Source organism: Bacillus sp. AFS018417, assembly GCF_002560985.1.
Lineage (GTDB): Bacteria > Bacillota > Bacilli > Bacillales > Bacillaceae_G > Bacillus_A > Bacillus_A rhizoplanae.
On sequence record NZ_NTTM01000060.1, the window covers coordinates 1 to 18881 of the forward strand.

General features: G+C 35.8%; 17 protein-coding genes and 2 pseudogenes. 13 read left to right on the forward strand and 6 right to left on the reverse strand.

Features of this window, described 5'->3' with window-relative positions; all coding sequences use genetic code 11:
* A pseudogene (locus tag CN326_RS20770) lies at window positions 1–410 on the reverse strand (RNA-guided endonuclease InsQ/TnpB family protein); the annotation flags it as partial.
* Between the two features lie 245 nt (window positions 411–655).
* Here CN326_RS20770 and CN326_RS20775 point away from each other — a divergent pair.
* The 3 genes from CN326_RS20775 (at window position 656) to CN326_RS20785 (ending at window position 2546) form a co-directional block, all read left to right on the forward strand.
* On the forward strand, window positions 656–1336 hold the full coding sequence (locus tag CN326_RS20775; protein WP_098310879.1) for a lysoplasmalogenase: 681 nt from the start codon (window positions 656–658) through the stop codon (window positions 1334–1336).
* Window positions 1337–1561: 225 nt separating this feature from the next.
* A complete protein-coding gene (gene lepB, locus CN326_RS20780; RefSeq protein ID WP_098310880.1) occupies window positions 1562–2095 on the forward strand; it encodes a signal peptidase I in 534 nt (177 codons plus the stop codon).
* 13 nt (window positions 2096–2108) lie between these two features.
* A complete protein-coding gene (locus CN326_RS20785) occupies window positions 2109–2546 on the forward strand; it encodes a hypothetical protein (RefSeq protein ID WP_098310881.1) in 438 nt (145 codons plus the stop codon).
* A gap of 90 nt (window positions 2547–2636) precedes the next feature.
* Here CN326_RS20785 and CN326_RS20790 read toward each other — a convergent pair whose 3' ends face one another.
* A complete protein-coding gene (locus CN326_RS20790) occupies window positions 2637–5435 on the reverse strand; it encodes a dynamin family protein (protein ID WP_098310882.1) in 2799 nt (932 codons plus the stop codon).
* 363 nt (window positions 5436–5798) lie between these two features.
* Here CN326_RS20790 and CN326_RS20795 point away from each other — a divergent pair, with 363 nt between their 5' ends.
* The gene (locus CN326_RS20795) at window positions 5799–6401 is read left to right on the forward strand and encodes a DedA family protein (RefSeq protein WP_098310883.1); all 603 of its coding nucleotides are present in this window, start codon (window positions 5799–5801) and stop codon (window positions 6399–6401) included.
* A gap of 25 nt (window positions 6402–6426) precedes the next feature.
* On the opposite strand, the gene CN326_RS20800 is transcribed toward CN326_RS20795, so the two are convergent.
* The 3 genes from CN326_RS20800 to CN326_RS20810 form a co-directional block, all read right to left on the reverse strand.
* Complete coding sequence (locus CN326_RS20800; protein ID WP_098310884.1) at window positions 6427–6855, reverse strand: EamA family transporter; 429 nt, start codon at window positions 6853–6855, stop codon at window positions 6427–6429.
* Window positions 6856–6925: 70 nt separating this feature from the next.
* The gene (locus CN326_RS20805; RefSeq protein WP_141525097.1) at window positions 6926–7072 is read right to left on the reverse strand and encodes a BH0509 family protein; all 147 of its coding nucleotides are present in this window, start codon (window positions 7070–7072) and stop codon (window positions 6926–6928) included.
* 160 nt (window positions 7073–7232) lie between these two features.
* A complete protein-coding gene (locus CN326_RS20810; RefSeq protein WP_098310886.1) occupies window positions 7233–7649 on the reverse strand; it encodes a pyridoxamine 5'-phosphate oxidase family protein in 417 nt (138 codons plus the stop codon).
* Between the two features lie 198 nt (window positions 7650–7847).
* On the opposite strand from CN326_RS20810, the gene cax reads away from it, so the two are divergent.
* Window positions 7848–8906 (forward strand): calcium/proton exchanger, encoded by a 1059-nt coding sequence (gene cax / locus CN326_RS20815; RefSeq protein WP_141525096.1) that lies wholly within the window; start codon window positions 7848–7850, stop codon window positions 8904–8906.
* A gap of 133 nt (window positions 8907–9039) precedes the next feature.
* Window positions 9040–9837, forward strand: a complete 798-nt coding sequence (locus CN326_RS20820) for a YfkD famly protein (protein WP_098310887.1) — start codon at window positions 9040–9042, stop codon at window positions 9835–9837.
* A 129-nt stretch (window positions 9838–9966) separates the two neighbouring features.
* Here the strand turns inward: CN326_RS20820 and yfkAB are convergent, their stop codons facing one another.
* Complete coding sequence (gene yfkAB / locus CN326_RS20825; RefSeq protein WP_098310888.1) at window positions 9967–11094, reverse strand: radical SAM/CxCxxxxC motif protein YfkAB; 1128 nt, start codon at window positions 11092–11094, stop codon at window positions 9967–9969.
* Window positions 11095–11533: 439 nt separating this feature from the next.
* Between yfkAB and CN326_RS20830 the strand changes: the two genes are divergently transcribed.
* The 7 genes and pseudogenes from CN326_RS20830 to CN326_RS20860 form a co-directional block, all read left to right on the forward strand.
* Window positions 11534–11716 (forward strand): SE1561 family protein, encoded by a 183-nt coding sequence (locus tag CN326_RS20830; protein ID WP_098310889.1) that lies wholly within the window; start codon window positions 11534–11536, stop codon window positions 11714–11716.
* A 117-nt stretch (window positions 11717–11833) separates the two neighbouring features.
* Window positions 11834–13360 carry a fumarate hydratase gene (locus CN326_RS20835; RefSeq protein WP_098310890.1) on the forward strand — a complete coding sequence of 509 codons (1527 nt, stop codon included), beginning with the start codon at window positions 11834–11836 and terminating at the stop codon, window positions 13358–13360.
* Between the two features lie 141 nt (window positions 13361–13501).
* A complete protein-coding gene (pdaA, locus tag CN326_RS20840; protein ID WP_098310891.1) occupies window positions 13502–14284 on the forward strand; it encodes a delta-lactam-biosynthetic de-N-acetylase in 783 nt (260 codons plus the stop codon).
* Window positions 14285–14342: 58 nt separating this feature from the next.
* A complete protein-coding gene (locus CN326_RS20845) occupies window positions 14343–15206 on the forward strand; it encodes a DNA-3-methyladenine glycosylase family protein (protein WP_098310892.1) in 864 nt (287 codons plus the stop codon).
* A gap of 10 nt (window positions 15207–15216) precedes the next feature.
* Complete coding sequence (rlmD, locus tag CN326_RS20850; protein ID WP_098310893.1) at window positions 15217–16602, forward strand: 23S rRNA (uracil(1939)-C(5))-methyltransferase RlmD; 1386 nt, start codon at window positions 15217–15219, stop codon at window positions 16600–16602.
* Between the two features lie 288 nt (window positions 16603–16890).
* A complete protein-coding gene (gene gad, locus CN326_RS20855) occupies window positions 16891–18360 on the forward strand; it encodes a glutamate decarboxylase (RefSeq protein WP_098310894.1) in 1470 nt (489 codons plus the stop codon).
* A 250-nt stretch (window positions 18361–18610) separates the two neighbouring features.
* A pseudogene (locus CN326_RS20860) lies at window positions 18611–18881 on the forward strand (IS200/IS605 family accessory protein TnpB-related protein); the annotation flags it as partial.

Consider the following 18881-nt stretch of genomic DNA (forward strand, 5'->3'; position numbering starts at 1 on the left):
GGCAAAGCACGATAATCATTCTGAATCATGGCTTTAAATAATGCATCCAGAAAATTACAATCTACATAAGGTTTTTCTGTAGTTGGTTCTGAAAACAAATTACATTTCACTTCTTTTTGTTTTTCTTTTGGTTTTGTTTTCTCTTTTCCCAATTTTTTTTGATAGGAAAGAAGTTGCGTATCATTCATCTTCCCTATGTTTTTAGAAATCATATCCAAAACTTCTTTTTGTAAAGGTTGCAACTCCTTATCTTGTGTTAAACCTGTATATACTTGTCGTATATAAAAGTTTGTCGTGTTGTACATATTCTTAGCATTTTGGCAAGATTCTCGAAAATAAGAATACATACGATGTCCTTTTTTAATCCAAATCTGAAGAGTTTTATAATTTATTTGATTTTTCGTTGTCATTTTTTCACCTCCTTGTTAAGGATATTATACCAAAACAAGAACGTATGTTTCTATCGTTTTACTTGAACATAAAATATTTTTTTCGATTCACCTCACCACCTTCACATATGTTTAGAGGTGGGAGTCCTCTCGAAAGGTATGATAGAAACACACATATTTTTTGTTGAAACTTGTAGATAAAAGGAAGGGAAATGATGCCTTTATAACGAATAACATAGAAATATTAATTCATCAAGGAGAAAAATATGAATGAAATGTATGTACTACTGATTGGACAAGTAACTTTGTTTCTGTTCGGTACAATTTATGCAATAAGGCAATCAAAACAAACAAAGAAAAACGAACCATTACCCTTATTTGTACGTTTGCTTCTTAGTTTTTCATTAACTGGAGCTGCAATATGGATGTGGGTGCAAGACCCCGCAACACCTTATCGGCAATGGGTTGCAATCGGCATGATTTTATCAACAATTGGGGATTTGTTTATGGCAGGCTTGATACCATTTTGGAATCGTTTAATTGGCGGAATGGTGACATTTGCTATTGCACATTGCTTGTATGTTACAGCTTTTTTAGAAACAGGCATTTCATGGACTGGGTTATGGTTTAGCTTAGTAGGATATGCTTTATTTTTAATTATCGGCTGGTTCTTTTTTATTCGAAATAATAAGCAAGATAAGTTATTTACAATAGGAGCACTTGTCTACGGGCTTTGGGTTAGTGGAATGGCATGTTTTGCATTTGCACTTGCTTATTTGAACGGTGGAATATGGTGGGTTCCAGCATTTGGAGGTTTGTTGTTTGCCATCTCCGATTTTATTATTGGTGTTACTGATATCGGGGGAAGAAATATAAAATATGATCCTCTTTGGGTTTGGGCAACATATGTTGGAGCGCAAATTTGTATTATTTATGTTGGAATGTAATTGTTGAACTAATCGGGCTCTTACTTCCCGAAAGTAGCGGAATCAAGTTGACGTATGAATAATTGCTACCTATATAGAAAATAAAAACAGAACTGCTTAAGAGTAGTTCTATTTTTATTAGTTAAGTCATTTCTATAAATCACACAGATAATTTACTGACAATATAGAATTCATTTACAAAAATATTTTATAATATGTGTACATAGAGGGATAAAGGAGATAAGGATGAGAAAGAAAAGCCGCTTTCGGGAATGGATGGAAGTATTTGCGATTGCATGTATTATTGCTTTTTTTATGAAAGTATTTGTATTTTTTCCAACGACAGTGCAAGGAGCTTCCATGCAGCCTACACTTTATGAAGGAGATAAAGTCATTATCAATAAGTTAGCAAGGAAAGTTGATAGCTATAATCATGGTGATGTAATTGTGATAAAAACAGATAATTTTTATGTGAAGCGTATTATCGGTTTACCTGGAGATACAATTGAAATGAGAAACGATCAGTTGTATATAAATAGTCAATTGCAAAAGGAATCATATTTGGAAAAAAATAAGAAGCAAGCAAAACAACTTATGATGAATTTAACTGAAGACTTTGGTCCGATTACAATTCCAAAAAATAAAATTTTTGTGATGGGGGATAATCGATTAGTGAGCCGAGATAGTCGTAATGGGCTAGGACTAATTGATAAAGATGATGTATTAGGAAGTTTGGTTGCAATATATTATCCTTTTGAATGGATGCACATAGTAGATTAGAAGGAGAGTGGCTATGGAAGATATTATTGGTCACATTCTCGCTGGGATTGTACGAGGAGCAATTGCACTAGGAGAAGCGGCAGCGGATGCTGCAAAGGTTATCGCTCGCGGAACAGTTGGAATTGTAAAAGTTGTAGGAGAAGGTATAGCAGAGGAAATTGTAGAACAAGCGTTAGAAAGCATAGAAGGACGAGAGAAGCGAAAGCAAAGAAGATTTGCTCGTCATATTGAAAAGTTAAAAGGGCATGATTGGTTCAAAGTCATATATGAAGATGTAAAATGCCGAGATGTAATTTACACAGAAGAGCATTATCGAAATTTGTTGAGTAAGCGGCGGTATATACATAAACTAATTCGTAACGAAAACAAAAGACAACAATTTATTCAGCAAATTCGTGTGGAAGCAAAGGTTGATGATGTGATTTGGGATGTAAAAAAGATTAAAGATTAATCCTTTCTTATTATTCACATAAGAGTTTAGTATAAAAAGCAGCCAATATTGGCTGCTTTTTTGGTTCTTATTTACTACAATATGAGAAAGTTAAAAGGTGGATAGTTCATCTATTTCTGTTTCTAAAGTTGAATCTGGATAGGAATTATCTTTACCTATATTTAAGATTACTTCATACTGACATAATCTCAATTCAAAGAGCGTTATAGGGTCATGATAAACTTCAGGATTCGATTTCATTTTATGCAGTGTATTTTGATTTTCTTGTATCTCTAAATGAGTGTTTTCTACAGCTTGTTTCAACGCACCAAATGGATTTCTAAAGAACATAGTAATATCTCGCTCTAGTGCGTTTTCAAATAGCTCAAACTGCAAGAAAAATTTGTTCATAATAGAAGCTGTTACATCGGTATAATCTTCATTTTCTAAATACTGTTTGTATTTGTTATATAGCATTGCTTTGTTTTTAGGAAGAACTCCAAATAATTTACCGGCACTTTTCAGTAAAAATTGTGCTGGTGTAAAGCGGCGTAAGATATTCACTTCTTCCATTTGTATTCTAGTTGTCATTCTATCAGTATCTCTGCGCCAATCATCGAGCACTTTAAAGTCACATTCTAACTGTATTCGATTTTCTCCACATAAAGAATTAAGTCCTTCACTGATTTCTTCTAAGTACGATTGACTTTGAAGGAACTCGTTATTAGAAGCTTCAATCCAATTTTTCATAGAGAGAGCAAGGTTAGGTAATACAGTTTGTTCTAGATAGTTTTGAACTCTTTCGTTCATCGCTGTATTTAGTTCAATATCAATGTGTCCGAAATCGCTCTCTTCGCTAATTAAATCAGAACAACTTTGTAATAGTTTCGGAATATGTTCTGTCAGATCATGAGTAATTTCTTTTTTCATTTTACGATATGATTCTGTAATAAACTGAATTTTTTCCTTTTCAAAAGCAGTAAGGTTATTAATAAAACCATTTAGTCTAACTAAAATATCTTCATTCCAACTAATGGAATCCACTAGGTTGTTTTCCATCTCGACGCGTTTATCCAAAAGATATGTAATTGTTTTTCGAATGAAAACTAATAGCTTTTCAGTACGTTCTGCATCGATATTTTTATGGTTAAAGTTAAAATGAATAAACTCAGTGAACTCGGCTAGTTGTTGACTATTTGTATATAACGAAGAATAAGGGAAAACCCTCGCATGCGGGAAATATGCGTTTATTCTCGCTTGCGTATCATGTATAACTCTTTTTGCTTCTGCTTCACTGTAAATGTTATCAATTTTATTTAATAAGAAATGAATTTGTAGATTTGGTGTATGTTCTTGAATGCTTAATAGAATGTCACGTTCTTTGTCAGTAAAAGGTGAATCCGCATTCAATACGAATAATAATTCATCTACAGAATTTAAATATTCAAATGTTTCATTTCTACTATCATTGTTCCTGCTGAAGCTAGGTGTAACAACGAATGTAAGTTTATTTTTACTTAAAAATCTGCATGGTAATTTAAATTCAACACATGCTCTATCTCTATATGTTTGGCGGTGCATAGACAACATGTTATGGAAATCAGAGAAATTCTCAGTCGTTGTAATTGCTGAATCTGTTACGGCGTTAATTTCTGTCTGAGCATCATTTTTAAAGACAATTACATTTGAGCTGGAGTCTTCTAATATATTTTCTCCCAGTATAGAGTTAATAAATGAAGATTTTCCGTTTCCTGAAGTTCCTGTTATTAAAAGGCGATTTGTTTTTAAATCTGCAAGCTCGCCAACTAACCATCTAAATCGATGGCCTATTTCTAAATCATTTCTTTGTGCCCACTGTGTAATAGATTCAAAAAGATGTAAGCTATACTCTAATCCGTCAGTGTAATTGGTAGAATATGATAGGGTATTTTCTGCATGTTTTATATCTGCTGAATCTATTTGGGAAGGGAAAATCTCATCCCATGCTAATACTGCTGAAGATGGAAATACAGACTGAGACGGATTGGCTACCTTTAACCAATTTGTTAAAAGATTCGGAATGATATCGTGTAAGTGTCTCAGCATATATTGACCTTGAATTAATTCAAAATACGTTTCTTCGTAAAGAGAAGAAATTTTGTCCCATATATCGGACGAATGTATTTCGATATGTAAGAAAAATTCATTTATTGTTTTAAGCCATAATAAATAAGTCTGTTCATTTTTATAGCTGTGCCAAAGCGATGAAACAATTTGCGTAAATTGTACTTGGTCTACATTATTTAATGTAACTAATACTTCATAAAAATAATCTGGTGAAATGGCTTTAGTAAATCCTTTATCAATATATTCTTTTAGAACCTCAAACCATGGAAAAGATTCTGTTCGAATTAACTCATTCACAGCAAGCTCTACTGCACTGCCAAAATCTTGCTGTTCTTCATAAAAGGAACGTGCAATTGTTGTGACGTTTGGATAATCGGGATTTAAAGAAACCGCTTCTTTAATAACAGCGAAAGCTGAATCAAGTTTATTTTGCTCGATGTAAAGAGAAAGTAATTGCAGTGCAATTTCAGTCATAAGTATTTTGTTATCAGTAGTAATGGAGGTATAAACCTTTTCAGCAACCGATAATTGGTTAAGTTCGAAGTAAGCATCCGCAATATTTTTTTGTGCCCATGGTGCTAATTCATTATTGACTTTCTCCCATTTAAAAATAGCTGATTCAAAATCTTGATAGTGATAATAAAATTCACCTTGTGCAAAACGAATATAAGATCCATCGGAAAACTCATTTTTTTGTTCGTTTAAATAAGCTTCTCCAAGTACTTGAAGAGGTGGATGTGTTTCATTCTCCATTAAGAATGTTTCATAATATATCTTTTTTATTAATTGTTTTTCCAGTCTCATTTTTTTCCCCCACTATATCTTGAAAAATACATTTTCCTCTATGTGTCAACATTTTTTTGTATTTATACTTTTTATTTTAACAAAGATTTTCTTTTGGAAAATTTCATTTTCCTTTCATTTTTTAAGTATGATTGAATTTTAATGCGAAAAGTTTCAGTTCTTTTTCAATTTCCTTTCAGTTGTGAAACAACATTAGATGTTCCTAATAACTTAATGCGAATATAATATTCTACATTAAGTTGTAACATTCCATGTAGAGTTCGTTATAAAAACAATGTATAGTGAATATGTATGCCATGTTTGCTTCATTGATAGAGAGGGTACAATGTGGAATAACGATAACGTATTGGATGTGTCGTGCGAATGGAACAACATATTGGTGAATTAATCGCACACTATGGTTATTATGGAATTATTATTGCACTTGCTGGAGGAATCGTTGGATTACCGATACCAGATGAATTTTTACTTACATTTGTCGGATATAATATTTCAAGGGGATATATGTCAGGTACAGAGGCTTTTATGAGCAGTATGGCTGGGGCTATACTTGGGATTACATTAAGTTATATGCTCGGTTTAAAACTAGGACTTCCTGTATTAAAAAAATATGGTTCTAAAGTGGGAATTAAAGAAGCACAAATTGAGAGGACTCATATTTTATTTGGGAAGTATGGTCTTTTTTTACTAATGATTGGCTATTTTTTGCCTGGTGTCAGACATCTAACTGCATATTTTGCAGGAATGTCCAACTTAAAATGGAGTAAGTTTTGTTTATATGCGTATGGCGGTGCTTTGATTTGGGTGAGTGTATTTATTGGGCTTGGATGGAAATTAGGAGAAAAGTGGAGAGAGGTAGAGTATAATTTACATCGATATGGATTTTGGATTTTTATTATTTCAATTGTCATCGCTTTGATTGTTTATACATATGTAAAAATACAAAAAGCTAAGAAAAACCGCTAATTTATATTATATAGCGGTTTTTTTATTAACTAAAAGCAATAAAAAGAACTCCTGTTGTAATAAGGAGAACACCGATACCAGTCATGAAATTTAACTTTTCACCAAGAATAATCATAGCGAGGATAATCGAAAAGACCACGCTTAACTTATCAACGGGTGCTACTTGTGACACTTTTCCTGTTTTTAAGGCGAGAAAGTAAAAGAGCCAAGAAGAAGCGCCTGCTACACCGCTAAGTGTGATAAATAATAATGCTTTCTTGTTTACTAATACTTCTCCGATATTTTGGAATTTTCCTTGGATGATAATAACGCCGATCATAAATAAGGCCATAATGATTGAACGAATTGTCGTTGCAACATTCGAATCAATTCCTTCTAGTCCTATTTTTCCAAAGATAGATACAAGTGCTGCCGTGATTGCTGATAGTAATGCGAATAATAACCATGAGCTCATATGAATTCCTCCGATCATCTATTATTTTACATAAAAAAGACCATTCCTGTTAGGGAATGGTCTTTTTTTATTACTCTGCAATCTCTTCATATAAGAAGTACGTCACATTATAAATATGTTCTACCTCGTCATCTGTCATATACATAAGTTCTTCACGTTCAATCCCTTTTTTCTTTTCAATAAACTCAATCATGTTTTTCCGTTCTTCTCTTCTCATCATTTTAATTTCTCCCCTCATTCTGTTTTAATACAGTTTATTTAAGTTAGTACTATTATATAACAGAATCTTTAGAAAGTTCCAGCTTTTTCAATTTTTTTTGGAAAAGAACTTTTCGACAAAACGAGACCTCATATTTCGTGAGATCTCGTTTCTTTTGCTATAGACGTAAAAATTCTGGTTGCGTTGTACCAACACTATCAATGTAATAAATTGTTTCAGGATTAATTTTTATTAAAACGTAATTTGGATCTTCAGGACCAAGTAACCAACGTTTTAAGCTGTTTGTCCAGAATTTATTTTTTAATGTATTGTCTTCTTCAATAGAAGCGATTCCTTCTACTTCAATGTACTCTTCATCCCAGTTCTTTCCTTCCTTACCAAGTAAAATATGAACGTTTGGATTTTGTTCTATATCTGTTATCTTTTTTGAATGACGATCTGTTGCAGCGTACAATACGAAATCTTCATGAAAAAATATCATAAAGCAGCTATGTGGTTTGTTGTCACGAAGTGTTGCCAGTACACCTGTTTTTTGATTTTGAATGATATTTGCTATTTTTTCTTTTATATGCATTTGTTTATGCCCCTTTCTATTGTCTCGCACTTATTATTAGTTGAATTAACAGGCTTTTACGTGATGAAAAATTCTTTGCTCGCTCTTACTTTTTTCTTCAATGACCTTTTTTAAACGTAATTTTTATGAAAATTGGGTAAGTTAGAAGAATAATGATAAAACAAAGGGTAATTGATGAAAATTGGAAGGATGAAAAGGATGTTTAATAAAATCTTTTTATTCGTTGTAGTTATTGGTGTGCCGTTTTCCATTCTTGGTAACGTCATGCACTGGCCACAAACAATTATGTTTGCCGTATATTGTATTACGATTATTGGGCTTGCTGGCTTTATGGGGAGAGCGACAGAAAGTTTGGCGATTTTGTCAGGACCACGTATCGGTGGCTTGTTAAATGCAACATTTGGTAATGCAGTTGAGCTTATTATTTCTATTTTTGCATTGCAAGCTGGGTTAATAGAAGTAGTGCTCGCTTCGTTAACAGGTTCTGTTCTCGGTAACCTATTGCTAGTGGGCGGCCTTTCATTTTTTGTAGGTGGTCTAAAGTATAAACGTCAAAGCTTTAATGTATATGATGCAAGACATAATTCAGCCCTATTAATTTTTGCGGTTGTTGTTGCATTTGTTATTCCAGAAATATTTTCAATGAAAATGAACATAGGAAAAACATTCCAACTTAGTATTGGCGTTTCAATCGTTATGATTATTTTATATTTAGCTGCATTGTATTTTAAACTTGTCACGCATCGAGGAGTATATCAGCCTAAAGAAGAAATAATAGAACAACACGACGAAGAGCCAGAATGGTCAAAAGGAAGAGCGTTGCTTATTTTAGCACTTGCAACAGTAGCGGTTGGCTATGTATCAGAGGCGCTTGTACATACGTTTGAAACAGTTGCAAAAGCATTTGGCTGGAGTGAATTATTTATTGGGGTTATTATTGTGGCCATTGTTGGAAATGCAGCAGAGCATGCATCGGCTATTCTCATGGCCTACAAAAATAAGGTTAATATTGCAGTTGAAATTGCAGTTGGATCAACATTACAAATTGCAATGTTTGTTGCGCCTGTACTTGTCATTAGTTCTATGTTTTTTGCAGTGGAAATGCCTCTTATATTCACTTTCCCGGAATTAGTGGCAATGATTACAGCTGTATTTTTGACAATTGCTATATCAAATGATGGCGATACGAATTGGTTTGAAGGTTTAACATTACTTGCAGCGTATCTCATTATGGGTATCGGTTTTTATTTATTATAAAAACTTCTATCACTTATCACTTTTAGATCTTGAAGTGGGGTTTTCTCCTATTTTTTGATAAAAAGTTTGGATAACAACGAGGAGTGCGGAAAAGAATATAACCGTATAGTCCCATTAGGAAGGAGCTTTACGGATGAAACGAGTGTCCAGTATTTGTCTCATCATCATGTTCTCGTTTATCTTTTTATTCCCTTGTAGTAGCTTTGCAAAGACAGAACTGAATGTGAAAATTCCACCGTCTGTTTTAAACATTTCAAAAGAAAATACGTATCCAAATCCAACACAAGATTTGCCGCGCTTACAACCGAGCGAACTAGCAAAAACATTGCTTGAAACATCGCCAATAGTGATTGAAAATCCGGACCTAATTCGAATGTTTAATGAAACGTCTATTTCTAATGCGCCGCTTGCAGTTGGATACCGGGCTAAAATTTATTTAGGACAATGGCCTTTAAATTATGAATCAACTGAAACAACGATGAATTGGGAATATCGACAAGTGAATCGGAATTTCCATGATAATCGTGGTGGACAGGGGTTTTATTCACTTCGTTATAAGCAAGAAGCACAAAAAATTGTGGAAGGTGGACTCACTTCTTACATTAAAAATGCGGAAGATGTAAAGAAGATGATGCTACTAAAAGCAATGGAAAAAGTACGCTTACCTCTTTCGTTTAAAACAATTATTGGCTATGGAACCGAGCATGAACGAGTATACAATATTAGTCCGAAACAACTTGGATACTTATATGCATATACGCCAGCAGTTAATGAAAAAGGAAAAGTAACATTTGGAGAAGTATATCTTGTCTTAAAAGGAAATCAGCGAAAACTTATGATAAAAAATATAACATCACAAGGAATTGGAGCTTCCATACCAATTCAAGATCATATTTCATTTAAGTTTATTTCGTCTCCTACCCCAAAATAAAGTGAAACTTCCATCATTGGGGGTTCTTCATCTTTCACTGATGGAAAGCTCTCACCAATCGGGCTCTTACTGCCGGCGAATAGAGGGAAAAAAAGCCAGCGCATATTGCGCTGGCTTTTTTTTTCCCACTTATAGAGTGAGATTTGCTTGTTTTGTTAAGAAGTCTTCTGTTGAATAATAACTATTTTTCACAAGAATATTTGGTCCAAGGCATTTTACAGCTGGACAATGACAGCTTAATTCTTTTGCTGTTTGTGAAGAGCTCCATTTGTCATAAGCTTCTTGCAATGTGTTCGTTTGGACGTTTCCAAGCAATGGAATGTCACCGAAATCTGTAACGATAATATTACCGTCAAAAATATTTACATTTAAGCGAGAACGACCGTCTGGGTCATTGCGTACTGTGACGTTTTTACTTGTATGTAGCTTTTTGAATACTTCTAAATCACGTTCGTCATTGCTACATGCATAGAATGGCAATGTTCCAAATAACATCCATACATTTTCATCACGAATATCAAGAAGATGTGAAATTGCACTGCGAATTTCATCTTTCGTTAAAATTTCAAGATTGCTAGCAAAATCACTTGGATACATCGGGTGTACTTCATGACGTTTGCAGCCCATCTCTTCAACAATTTGACGGTGAATATGTTCAATGTGTGGAAGCGTACGTTTATTTAGCATTGTTTCAGCAGAAACAAGAACACCCGCTTCTGATAATGCTTTACTATTTGAAATCATACGTTCAAATAACTTGGCACGTTGTTCGTATGATGGTTTGCGCTCCATCATGGCAAATCCGCCTTCAACGAAATCATCAATAGTTCCCCAGTTATGAGAAATATGCAAAACGTCTAAGTAAGGAATAATTTGTTCATAACGAGCTAAATCTATAGTTAGGTTAGAGTTAATCTGTGTACGAACGCCTCGTTCGTGAGCATATTTTAAGAGCGGTGTTACATAGTTATCAACAGATTTTTTTGAAAGCATTGGCTCGCCGCCTGTAATACTTAAAGAGCGTAGATGAGGAACTTCATCTAATCGTTGTAATAATAAATCAAGCGGAAGTGGATTCGGATCTTTCGGCTGTAATGTATAACCAACAGCACAATGTTCACAGCGCATATTGCATAACGTTGTAGTTGTAAACTCAACGTTTGTTAATAATAATTTGCCATACTCTTCAAGGTCCATATACGCTTCCCATGGATCATAAGAAGGAGTAATCGGCTTCATTTTTTGTGATGTATTCATTTATGAAATACTCCTTTGACTATTGAAATAACAATTTGTCCATCCTCTATGATAGAAGAAGATTGCTTTTTAATAAAGTGAAACTTCCATCAGTGGGGAGTTTTTTTCACCCCCACTGATGGTTAGTTGAACTAATTGTGCTTTTAGGACAGTTTATCCTATATCTAACTTCTTTGTTTTTTGCTGAGTTTTAAAGTATGGAAATTACTGCCTGTTAATAGCGGGATAAACCATTTTACTTAAATGGAAGAAAAAATTTCATGACCGTGATAATCATTTTTGCTGTATAATAAAATAAAGATTCAACAAGCAAACAATGAGTATGCTGAATATGAATCGAAGCAATCGAGTTGTATAAGTGTGTTATTTTTCGTAAATAGAACATTTATGTTTAGTAAGATCTAATTAGGATAACTCGAATAAAAAGGAGAGAGCACCTATGGGAAATGCTACTTATGATAAAGATTCACAATTAGTATATTTGAAAGAACGTCTAAATATGTTTTTAGAAGTTATTGATACAATTGAACCAGAAGATGTAGAACTAGAAGATGTGGACCGTCTTCTTGAAATGTTAGATGATATTGAATTTAAATGCGAGCAATTTAAAAAAGGTGAGTAAGAATCAGCAAATTGCTGATTCTTTTTTGTTAGAAGCAACACAAAAAAAGATGTATAATCAAACTGTGAAATTTTTTAAAGCGTTTTGGTAGCGTTCACAATTGAGGGGGAAGTAATAATGAAAAAGCTTCAAGAAAGCATGTATCAACTAATTGTTGAAACGTCGACGAATTTACCGAAAGATGTTCGCCGTGCAATTCAACGAGCAAAAGAACAAGAAAATGCAGGAACTCGTTCAGCGATGGCGCTTGGCACAATTACAAATAACATTAAAATGGCAGATGACAACATTTCGCCAATTTGCCAAGACACAGGGATGCCAACTTTTAAAGTTTACACACCAGTTGGTGTAAATCAATTACACATTAAAGACGCGATCTACCAAGCACTTGAACAAGCAACAAAAGACGGGAAGCTTCGCCCAAACTCTGTTGATTCTCTATTTGGCGATAATAGCGGAAATAACTTAGGACCGGGAACACCTGTTATTAAGTTTGAGCAATGGGAAAAAGATTATATTGATGCACGTCTTATTTTAAAAGGCGGTGGCTGTGAAAATAAAAATATTCAATATAGCTTACCTTGTGAACTAGAAGGGTTAGGACGAGCTGGTCGTGATTTAGAAGGAATCCGTAAATGTCTTCTTCATGCGGTATACCAAGCGCAAGGACAAGGATGCAGCGCTGGTGTAATTGGTGTTGGTATCGGAGGAGATCGTACGTCTGGTTATGAGCTTGCGAAAAACCAATTATTCCGTACATTAGATGATGAAAATCCAATTCCAGAATTGAAGCAACTTGAAGAATATATCATGGAAAATGCGAATAAGCTTGGCATTGGAACGATGGGCTTTGGTGGCGAAACGACATTGCTTGGTTGTAAAATTGGCGTATATAATCGTCTTCCAGCTAGCTTCTATGTTTCTGTTGCATATAATTGCTGGGCATATCGCCGCTTAGGTGTAACGATTCACCCAGAATCAGGTGAAATTATTGACTGGTTATATCAAGAAGGTGAAGATACGTTAAAGCAAGAGGAAGCGAAGGAAGATGTAAATACGCAACGTGAAATCGTCCTGCAAGCTCCAATTACAGAAGAGCAAATTCGCGAGCTTCGCGTTGGTGATGTTGTAACAATTAACGGTATGATGTACACAGGTCGTGATGCGATTCATAAACATTTAATGGATAACGATTGCCCAGTTGACTTAAACGGACAAGTTATTTATCACTGCGGACCAGTTGTTGTAAAAGATGAAAATGACAATTGGAAAATTAAAGCGGCAGGACCAACAACAAGTATTCGTGAAGAACCTTACCAAGGCGATATTATGAAGAAATTTGGTATTCGTGCTGTTATTGGTAAAGGTGGTATGGGTGCGAAAACATTGGCGGCATTAAATGAGCATGGCGGCGTATATTTAAATGCAATTGGCGGTGCAGCACAGTACTACGCAGAGTGTATTAAAGAAGTAGAAAATGTTGATTTCTTACAATTTGGTATTCCAGAAGCAATGTGGCATTTACGTATAGAAGGATTTAAAGCAGTTGTAACAATGGATTCTCACGGTAATAGCTTACATGCTGATGTTGATAAAACATCTTTAGAGAAATTAGCAACGTTTAAAGAACCAGTATTTAAATAAGATGAATGAGGAGAAAGAGCATTTCCAATAGTGGAGATGCTCTTTCTTTGTATTGGTATAAATGGAAAAACGTGTTCAGCATGAAACAAATTAGAGACACAGAAACTACAAGTACGATTATATATGAAAAGGAGCTTATAAATGAAGCGTAATTGGTTATACATCAGTATTATCTTTTCAATTATGATGGTACTTGTTCCAGCTTCTGTGTTTGCTTATGTGAATACACCAAATCATTGGGGGATTCCACGTGCGAAGAATGAAACTCCTCCGGATGCTGGTCAGAAATTTACAGAGCTGCTGCAGAAAAATGGAGGATTTTATTTAGGGGATACAAAGAAAAAAGATATTTACTTAACGTTTGATAATGGGTATGAAAATGGCTTTACAGGAAAGATTCTTGATGTGTTAAAAGAAAAGAAGGTACCAGCAACGTTTTTTGTAACAGGACATTATATAAAAAGCCAACCAGATTTATTGAAAAGAATGGCAGATGAAGGACATATTATTGGAAACCACTCACAAAGTCATCCGGATTTTACAACAGTAAATGACACAAAGCTTCGTGAAGAACTACAAATTGTAAAAGATGAAATTAAGAAGGTAACTGGCCAAAAAGAAGTACTATATGTAAGGCCGCCACGCGGGATTTTTAGTGAGCGTACATTAGCACTTGCAAAAGAACAGGGGTACTATAATGTATTTTGGTCACTTGCTTTTCTGGATTGGAAAGTAGATCAGCAAAGAGGATGGCAATATGCTCATAATAATGTTATGAATATGATTCACCCTGGAGCTATTATTTTATTGCACTCTGTTTCCAAAGATAATACAGAAGCATTGGCGAAAATCATTGATGATTTACGCGAGAAAGGGTATCATTTTAAAAGCTTAGATGATTTAGTAAAAGGCAATCAACCGTAAGCATGTATGCTTGCGGTTTTCTCATGCTATAATGATGTGTAAAAAGGATGGGGAACGTATGTGGAGCGAACAAGTTACGTTAGAATATCCGTATCGTTTTGAAGAAGTGTTAAAGCGATTATCTTTTGATCCATTAAATGTCGTTAATCTAGAAGATAAAACAATTCATGTTCCGCTTAGCATAGATGGAGAGCAACTTGTTGTACGTGTACAAGGGAAGGGCACAATGGAACAACCACAATTTTGGATTTCTAGCCAAACAGACAAACAAGATAAAATTATGAAGCGTATTTCTTCTATTTTCCAATGGAATCAACCTTTTCATGAGATTCAAAATCATTTTACAAACACGTCATTACGTCCACTGTTTGAAACATTTGCATATACACCAATTATTTTAGAGTTTGATTATTTTGCTTGTCTTCTTCGCTGCATTATTCATCAACAAGTTCATTTGAAATTTGCTACAAAGCTTACAGAACAATTTGTAAAAACGTATGGAACAGAGAAACACGGTGTTTTCTTTTTTCCAAAACCTGAACAAGTAGCAAGTATTACAGTAGAAGAATTGAGAAATCAAAAATTTAGTCAGCGTAAGGCGGAATATATCGTTGGGCTTGCGAAACATATTATGGACGGTAAGTTAAACTTAGAAGAGTTAGAGGGAAAAACAGACGAAGCGGTTAGAGAACAACTATTACCGCTGCGAGGTATTGGAGCGTGGACCGTACAAAATTTCTTACTGTTCGGGCTTGGACGTCAAAATATGTTTCCAAAAGCAGATATCGGAATTCAACGCGCACTTCAACAGTTATTTCAGTTAGAACAAAAACCAGATGATGCATTTTTAGAACGAATGAGACAAGAGTGTGAACCATATTGCAGTTATGCATCATTATATTTATGGAAAAGTATAGAGTAGAGGTGTAACAATGATACAAAAACAACATGAGAGTAAGTTGGAAGTTGGTCAAACGTTTCCTGTGACAATTAAACGTCTTGGAATTAACGGAGAGGGCGTAGGTTACTTTAAGAGACAAGTTGTCTTCATTCCAGGAGCATTACCAGGAGAGGAAGTTGTTGCAGAAGCAACGAAAATTCAACGTGGTTTTGCAGAAGCAAAAGTGAAAAAAATTCGTAAAGCTTCATCGCATCGCGTGAAGCCGCCATGTCCTGTATATGATAAATGCGGTGGTTGTCAGCTTCAGCATTTAGATTATCAAGAGCAGTTAAATCAAAAGCGTGATATCGTTGTACAAGCATTTGAAAAGTATATGAACGGAAGTATGGAAGCTATCATTCGTCCAACACTTGGAATGGAAGATCCATGGCATTATCGTAATAAAAGTCAGTTACAAGTAGGTCGTAAAGATGAAAAAGTCATTACAGGGTTATATGAACAAAACTCACACCACTTAATTGATATTTCTCATTGTATGATTCAACATAAAGCAACGAATGAAGCAACAAAAGTTGTAAGACGAATATTAGAAAAATTGAACATTTCTATTTACAATGAAAGAAAACAAAAAGGTCTTGTACGTACAATTGTGACACGTGCTGCCGTTCAAACAGGGGAAGTACAAATCACATTAATTACAACAAAAGAAGAATTGCCAAATAAAGAACAATTTATTGCAGAAGTGCAAAAACAAATGCCATCTGTAAAATCAATTATGCAAAATGTGAACTGGCGTAAAACATCGGTTATCTTTGGTGATAAAACATTCCGTTTAGCAGGAAAAGAAGTGATTCAAGAAACACTTGGTGACTTATCATTTGAATTATCTGCACGCGCATTCTTCCAGCTGAATCCTGAGCAAACAGTTGTTTTATATAACGAAGCGAAAAAAGCAGCTGCTTTAACAGGAAAAGAAAAAATCGTAGATGCGTATTGCGGCGTTGGTACAATTGGACTGTGGCTTGCAAATGATGCAGCGGAAGTACGAGGAATGGATGTCATCCCAGAAGCGATTGAAGATGCGAAGAAAAATGCGAAGCGCCACGGTTTTACAAATACAAAGTACGAAGCTGGAAAAGCGGAACAATGGTTACCAAAATGGGTGAAAGAAGGATGGCGTCCAGATGTAATTGTTGTTGATCCGCCGCGTACAGGCTGTGATGATAAACTACTTGAAACGATCTTGAAAGTAAAACCAAAGCAAGTTGTGTATGTTTCTTGTAATCCTTCGTCATTAGCACGTGATGTGAAAACATTAATGAAGAGCTATGAAGTGGAGTATGTGCAGCCGGTGGATATGTTCCCACATACGGCGCATGTGGAGAATGTTGTAAGGCTTGTTAGAAAAGAAAGTTAAAGGTGTAGTAGTGAGCCATAGGCCTTATCGAAAAATCGATAAGGCCTAATTTTTATTTAGGATTGATTACGCTGAACCGTATCATAAGTAAATGAGGTTTTAGCGAAGAAACAACAGCACCCTCTAATTTGCTGGAGAGGTGCTGTTTTGTTATTTGAATGGCTTACGTTAATATACTCCTTTAATTCGAATGGTGGCAGCACCTTTTATTAGAATTGTCCCCTTGATTTAACAAATGCTTTTTTGTAAATAATATGTTTGTTAAACAATTAATTAAGGGGGACTTGTATGCCACAGGATCGAAAAGCAGAAGCTCAAAACGATGCATACGAAGGAAAAGAGATCATGCCAGATAATCCACAATATCTACCGCGTCACGTGCAAATGGAGCTGCCTCACGAATTTTCTGTAAATCCTCTGTTTGCCCGCGAAGGAGAATTAGTCGTTCCGCGCTTTCACATGCCTGATGAAGGCATGTTACCAGAAACAGCGTATCAAATCGTCCATGATGAAATTGCTCTTGATGGCAATGCCCGCTTGAATCTTGCAACATTCGTTAGCACATGGATGGAGCCTGCCGCAGAGCACTTATATGCCAAATCATTCGACAAGAACATGATTGACAAGGATGAATATCCACAGACAGCCGAAATTGAGGAGCGGTGTGTCCGCATTTTAGCCAACCTCTGGCATTCGCCCACCCCCCTTACGACTATGGGCGTTTCAACAACTGGATCGTCGGAAGCATGTATGCTCGGGGGGCTTGCGTTAAAGAGACGCTGGCAAAACGCACGCAAAAGCGAAGGGAAGCCGGTGGATCGGCCCAATATTGTGTTTAGTTCTGCTGTTCAAGTCGTTTGGGAAAAATTCGCGAACTATTGGGAGGTTGAACCACGCTATGTAAAGGTTAGCCCAGAGCATCCCCGATTGGATCCTCATAGGGTCCTCGCTGCCGTGGATGAAAATACGATTGGTGTGGTACCGATTCTCGGTGAGACTTATACCGGGCTTTACGAACCGGTTGCCGCCATTGCGAAAGCGTTGGACGATTTACAGGAGAGGACGGGCCTCGACATTCCCATGCATGTGGATGCGGCTTCGGGGGGATTTATAGCACCGTTTCTTCAACCAGATTTAGTCTGGGATTTTCAATTACCGAGGGTGAAGTCCATCAATGTATCCGGACATAAATATGGATTAGTCTATCCTGGGTTGGGTTGGATAATTTGGCGGGAAGCTGAAGATCTCCCTGAGGATCTAATCTTCCGCGTCTCCTATTTGGGCGGGAACATGCCGACTTTTGCCCTGAATTTCTCTCGTCCTGGCGCACAAGTGCTCCTGCAATATTACAATTACGTGCGTTTGGGGAAAAGTGGGTACTATGATGTCCAAAGGGCTTCTCAGAAAGTCGCTCTTTTTCTTAGCAAGGCGATTCAGAAGATGGAACCGTTCGAACTTTTGTCCGATGGTTCGGATATTCCGGTTTTCGCTTGGCGACTGAAAGATGGTTACACATTAAACTGGAATCTTTATGATTTATCTCGACAATTGCGTGTGTTCGGCTGGCAAGTACCCGCCTATCCATTGCCCCCAGATATGGAAGCGGTGACGATTATGCGTGTTGTGGTTCGAAATGGATTTTCCATGGATCTCGCGCATTTATTTTTGAGGAACCTCAAACAGGCCGTTGCCTTTCTGGATTCCCTGGACGGGCCTATGCCACATGATACGAAATGTGATAATGGGTTTCATCACTAAGTGGGGATAGATCCCGTAGTCATTAAGTTGAGCTAACCACCGGTGAAATTAACTATCTTAGATGAATCCCTCCATTAAGAAATTTATTGGAGGGACTTTTTATGGAGATTAAGTCGACCAATAAGGATATGCTTTATACAGAAGAAAAGTTTATATCTCTTATCGGTTGGGGGAACAGGTTAAGCACCCGATCTAATAAATAGACGGAGAGATTCCGCCAATTGACTCGAAAAATATGAAAATGGGTAATCGTTTAGAAAGGCTTCATGAGAAACGTTTTCTCAAAATCAAAGACCTCTTTCACAAAATGAGTTACCATATTGTTCAGCTTGCAGTTCAATACGAAATTTCTACGATTGTGATTGGGAAAATACATCGTGGAAACAAAACAGTGAGATGGGGAAACGACAGAATCAATCGTTCTGCCATCTCCCGCATAATCTACTCATTGAAATGATCACCTATAAGGCAAAACGAAAAGGTATTGCTGTACAAGTCGTAGAAGAATCGTATACAAGCAA

Excerpts from the sequence above, each read along its gene's own strand:
- CN326_RS20800 (WP_098310884.1), bottom strand. The coding sequence starts at position 6,855 with ATGAGCTCATGGTTATTATTCGCATTACTATCAGCAATCACGGCAGCA.
- CN326_RS20830 (WP_098310889.1), top strand. The coding sequence starts at position 11,534 with ATGGGAAATGCTACTTATGATAAAGATTCACAATTAGTATATTTGAAA.
- pdaA (WP_098310891.1), top strand. The coding sequence starts at position 13,502 with ATGAAGCGTAATTGGTTATACATCAGTATTATCTTTTCAATTATGATG.
- lepB (WP_098310880.1), top strand. The coding sequence starts at position 1,562 with ATGAGAAAGAAAAGCCGCTTTCGGGAATGGATGGAAGTATTTGCGATT.
- CN326_RS20845 (WP_098310892.1), top strand. The coding sequence starts at position 14,343 with ATGTGGAGCGAACAAGTTACGTTAGAATATCCGTATCGTTTTGAAGAA.
- CN326_RS20835 (WP_098310890.1), top strand. The coding sequence starts at position 11,834 with ATGAAAAAGCTTCAAGAAAGCATGTATCAACTAATTGTTGAAACGTCG.
- cax (WP_141525096.1), top strand. The coding sequence starts at position 7,848 with ATGTTTAATAAAATCTTTTTATTCGTTGTAGTTATTGGTGTGCCGTTT.
- CN326_RS20775 (WP_098310879.1), top strand. The coding sequence starts at position 656 with ATGAATGAAATGTATGTACTACTGATTGGACAAGTAACTTTGTTTCTG.
- yfkAB (WP_098310888.1), bottom strand. The coding sequence starts at position 11,094 with ATGAATACATCACAAAAAATGAAGCCGATTACTCCTTCTTATGATCCA.
- rlmD (WP_098310893.1), top strand. The coding sequence starts at position 15,217 with ATGATACAAAAACAACATGAGAGTAAGTTGGAAGTTGGTCAAACGTTT.
- CN326_RS20805 (WP_141525097.1), bottom strand. The coding sequence starts at position 7,072 with ATGAGAAGAGAAGAACGGAAAAACATGATTGAGTTTATTGAAAAGAAA.
- CN326_RS20810 (WP_098310886.1), bottom strand. The coding sequence starts at position 7,649 with ATGCATATAAAAGAAAAAATAGCAAATATCATTCAAAATCAAAAAACA.
- CN326_RS20795 (WP_098310883.1), top strand. The coding sequence starts at position 5,799 with ATGGAACAACATATTGGTGAATTAATCGCACACTATGGTTATTATGGA.
- CN326_RS20820 (WP_098310887.1), top strand. The coding sequence starts at position 9,040 with ATGAAACGAGTGTCCAGTATTTGTCTCATCATCATGTTCTCGTTTATC.
- CN326_RS20785 (WP_098310881.1), top strand. The coding sequence starts at position 2,109 with ATGGAAGATATTATTGGTCACATTCTCGCTGGGATTGTACGAGGAGCA.
- gad (WP_098310894.1), top strand. The coding sequence starts at position 16,891 with ATGCCACAGGATCGAAAAGCAGAAGCTCAAAACGATGCATACGAAGGA.
- CN326_RS20790 (WP_098310882.1), bottom strand. The coding sequence starts at position 5,435 with ATGAGACTGGAAAAACAATTAATAAAAAAGATATATTATGAAACATTC.